Origin of the sequence: Mesorhizobium sp. M7A.F.Ca.MR.176.00.0.0 (genome assembly GCF_004023165.1) — a bacterium.
Classification (GTDB): Bacteria; Pseudomonadota; Alphaproteobacteria; order Rhizobiales; family Rhizobiaceae; genus Mesorhizobium.
On record NZ_RZTC01000031.1, the window covers coordinates 41,540 to 44,759 of the forward strand.

General features: G+C 64.6%; 1 protein-coding gene and 1 pseudogene (1 of these 2 only partly in view). One reads left to right on the forward strand and one right to left on the reverse strand.

Features of this window, described 5'->3' with window-relative positions:
* A partial coding sequence (locus EOB59_RS36245; RefSeq protein WP_245486615.1) for a Dyp-type peroxidase domain-containing protein occupies positions 1-382 on the reverse strand: 382 nt, incomplete at its 3' end.
* 131 nt (positions 383-513) lie between these two features.
* On the opposite strand from EOB59_RS36245, the pseudogene EOB59_RS13085 reads away from it, so the two are divergent.
* A pseudogene (locus EOB59_RS13085) lies at positions 514-3,220 on the forward strand (AsmA family protein) (its annotated part continues 440 nt past the right edge of the window); the annotation flags it as partial.

A 3,220-nucleotide genomic window follows, 5' to 3' on the forward strand; every position in this document is an offset into this window, starting at 1 on the left:
CGAGCAGAATGCGCTCGAACTCGAAGCACATATCGGGCCGCTCGGAGCGGATGTGGAAGAGAAGATCGCCGGCGGTCGAAGGCGCCGAATGAACGGCACCCTTGATCGGCGCAAACGGTTTCAGTTCCAGCGGCCGCCGATCTGGAGAAAGACGATCCCAGAGATCGCGGCCGATGCCGGAAATGCACGAAAGCCGCCCGGAAAGATCGCGAAATCCAACGGTTTTGACGAGATCGTCGATCCCGCCAAGCACGGAGGCAACCTTGGCGAGCGCGGTCTGGCCGCTGGCGACGGTGACGACAAGAAAGACCGCCGAAAGCGACAGCGGGGCGTCGACACTTTGCGCATCGATCGGCACGCGATCCCAGTTCTTTCCAGACATCCGAATTCTCCGCTTCGCCGGGATTTGTTTCAGATCATCCGGGATCGCGCAACACTGGATGAATTGCCTCTTTATCGACACGCGGATGCGGGTAGAGTGCGGCAGAATTTCAATCAACCCGTTCGGAGCTGATGCTCGCACGCCTGTTCGTGATCTTTGGTGGCCTTTTTGTGCTGGTGCTGTGTGCGGCGCTGGTGGTGCCGTATTTTGTCGACTGGACAGGCTATCGCGCCCAATTCGAGCGCGAGGCGAGCGCCATTCTCGGCCGCAAGGTGACCGTGCAGGGCGACGCCACGGCAAGGCTGTTGCCGTTCCCCTCGGTGACCTTCTCCAACGTCGCCGTCGCCGGCGGCCCCAATGGCCAGCCGGCCATGACCGTCGAGACGTTTTCGATGGATGCGGAACTGGCGCCCTTCCTGCGCGGCGAAGTGCTGATCTTCGATATGCGGCTGGTGCGGCCGAAAGCGACCATCGATATCGCCAATGACGGCACTGTCGACTGGGCGATGCGGCCGTCCTCTCCCTTCGACCTCAATCAGATCTCGATCGAGAAGCTGACGGTGACGGAAGGGCAGATCGAACTGCGCCATGCCGCCGGCGGGCGCAGCCACCTGTTTTCCGAGATCAATTCGACCATCTCGGCCAAGTCTCTGGCCGGGCCATGGCGCATGGACGGCACGCTGCGGCTCGACGGTCTTCGCACCACGGTCACTGCCTCCACCGGCAAGGCCGAAGGCAACGGGCAGATGCGGCTTCGGCTGAAGGCCGATCCCGACGCCTATCCGCTGGTCATCGAAGCCGACGGCAATGCTGGCATCGTCAACGGTGCCGCCGTCTATTCCGGCCAGTTCAAGATCTCCGGCGCCGACAAGAACAGCGCCGAACTCCGCGGCACCGACGGCGAGACGGTGAAGGTCTCGGCCGGTAAGCCCGATCCGGGCTTTCGGCTGAACGGCAAGTTTTCGCTCGACCACGAGAAGCTCGGTGTCGACGAGTTCCGCTTCGAGACCGGGCCGCTCGACAACCCCTACATCGCCGATGGCAAGGCTTCTGTCGATCTCGGGCTGAAACCGAGTTTCGCCATCGAGGCCAATGGCGCGCAGGTGCAGTTCGACGAGGCGGTGGGCGCCGAGGCCGGCGCCGGCCTGACGCTGGACCAGCGCATTGCGGCGTTTGAGCAGGCGCTGCTCGACATGCCGAAGCCGACCATTCCCGGCACCGTCGAGGTCAAGCTGCCGGCGGTGGTGGTCGGCGACACCACGGTGCGCGACGTGCATCTTTCCGCCGAGCCGGTCGATGGCGGCTGGTCGGTGAAATCGCTTGCCGCGACCTTGCCCGGCCGCACCAAGCTGGAAGCCGATGGCATGCTCGTGCTCAATTTGGAGGGTCATTTCGGCTTCAACGGTTCGCTGCTGCTGGCCGTGGCGCAACCCTCCGGCTTTGCCGCCTGGCTGTCGAAGGATGTCGACGAGGCGATCCGCCGTCTCCCTGCCGCCGGCTTCAAGGCCAAGGTCGACCTCTCGCAGAAGCGCCAGGCCTTCAGCGATCTCGAATTGATCCTGGGCAAGGCGAAGTTTTCCGGCCGCATCGATTCCAGCCAGCCCGACGATGCCAAGCCCTCAGTGCTGATGCGTCTCGAAGGGGGCGACCTCGATGTCGACGGGCTGGCGGCCTTCGCCTCGATCTTCGTCAGCGACAAGGGCGCCAATCGCTTTGCCGACCGCGACCTCGATTTCCAGATCAAGGCAGGGCCGGTCAACGCTGGCGGGTTGACCGCGGATACCGTCGACACGGCGCTCAGGCTGCGCGACGGACTGCTCGAAATCGACCGGCTGTCGGTGGGCGGGCTGGCCGGCGCCTCGATCAGCGCCACCGGCAGGATCAAGGATTTCCCGGCGAGCCCGACCGGCAAGCTCGATGCATCGGTGGTTGCCGTCGATCTGAAGCCGCTGATCGACGTCGCCGCCCGGCATTATCCCGACAGCGCCGTGCTCAAGGGACTGGCGAGCCGTGCCGCAGCCTATCCCGAGCTGTTCCAGGATGCGCGTGTCGACCTCGTGGCGAGTGCGGCCGACAATGGCGACGGCACCACGGGCCTGGCGGTGAGCGGACAAGGCAAGGCCGGCGGCTCGGCCTTTTCCGCATCGCTGTCGGGAAAGGGGGCGGTGGACAAGCTTCTCGAAGCGCCGGTGGCGCTTACCTTCAATGCCAAAAACCCTGATGCCACCACGCTGCTGGCCCTCTACGGCCTGCCGGCACTGCCGCTCGGCATGCTGGGCGAGGCAAGCACCGACATTCAGGCCAAGGGAACGCTTGGTGGCGGCCTGACGACGAATTTCAGCCTTGCCGGCAACGACTTCAAGGCGGGTTTCGAGGGGACGATCGCCGATACGCCGCAAGGCTTCGCCGCCAAGGGCAAGCTCAGCCTCGATGCCGCCGACATCGAGCCATGGCTGATGACGACAGGTATCGGCCTGCCGGGCATGGGGGCGGGCATGTCGACGTCGTTTTCGGCACAGGGCGACTATGGCAACGGCCTGCTGGTGCTGGACGAACTCAACGGCGCCATCAACGAAGCGGCGGTGTCCGGCGACGTCAATATCGATGTAAAGGAGGGGGTCGACGGCAAGGCCGGCGTGCCGCATCTGGCCGGGGCGCTGATGCTCGACGAACTCGACCTCGATCCGATGGCGGTGGCGCTGTTCGGCGATTCCGCCTTTCTTGCCGACAAGGAAGAAACCAATAAGGGTGGCGTGTGGCCGGCGACACCGTTCAGCCAGAAATCCAACCTGCCGTTCACCGCCGACCTAGACCTGACGACGGCAGCGCTCGCCGCCG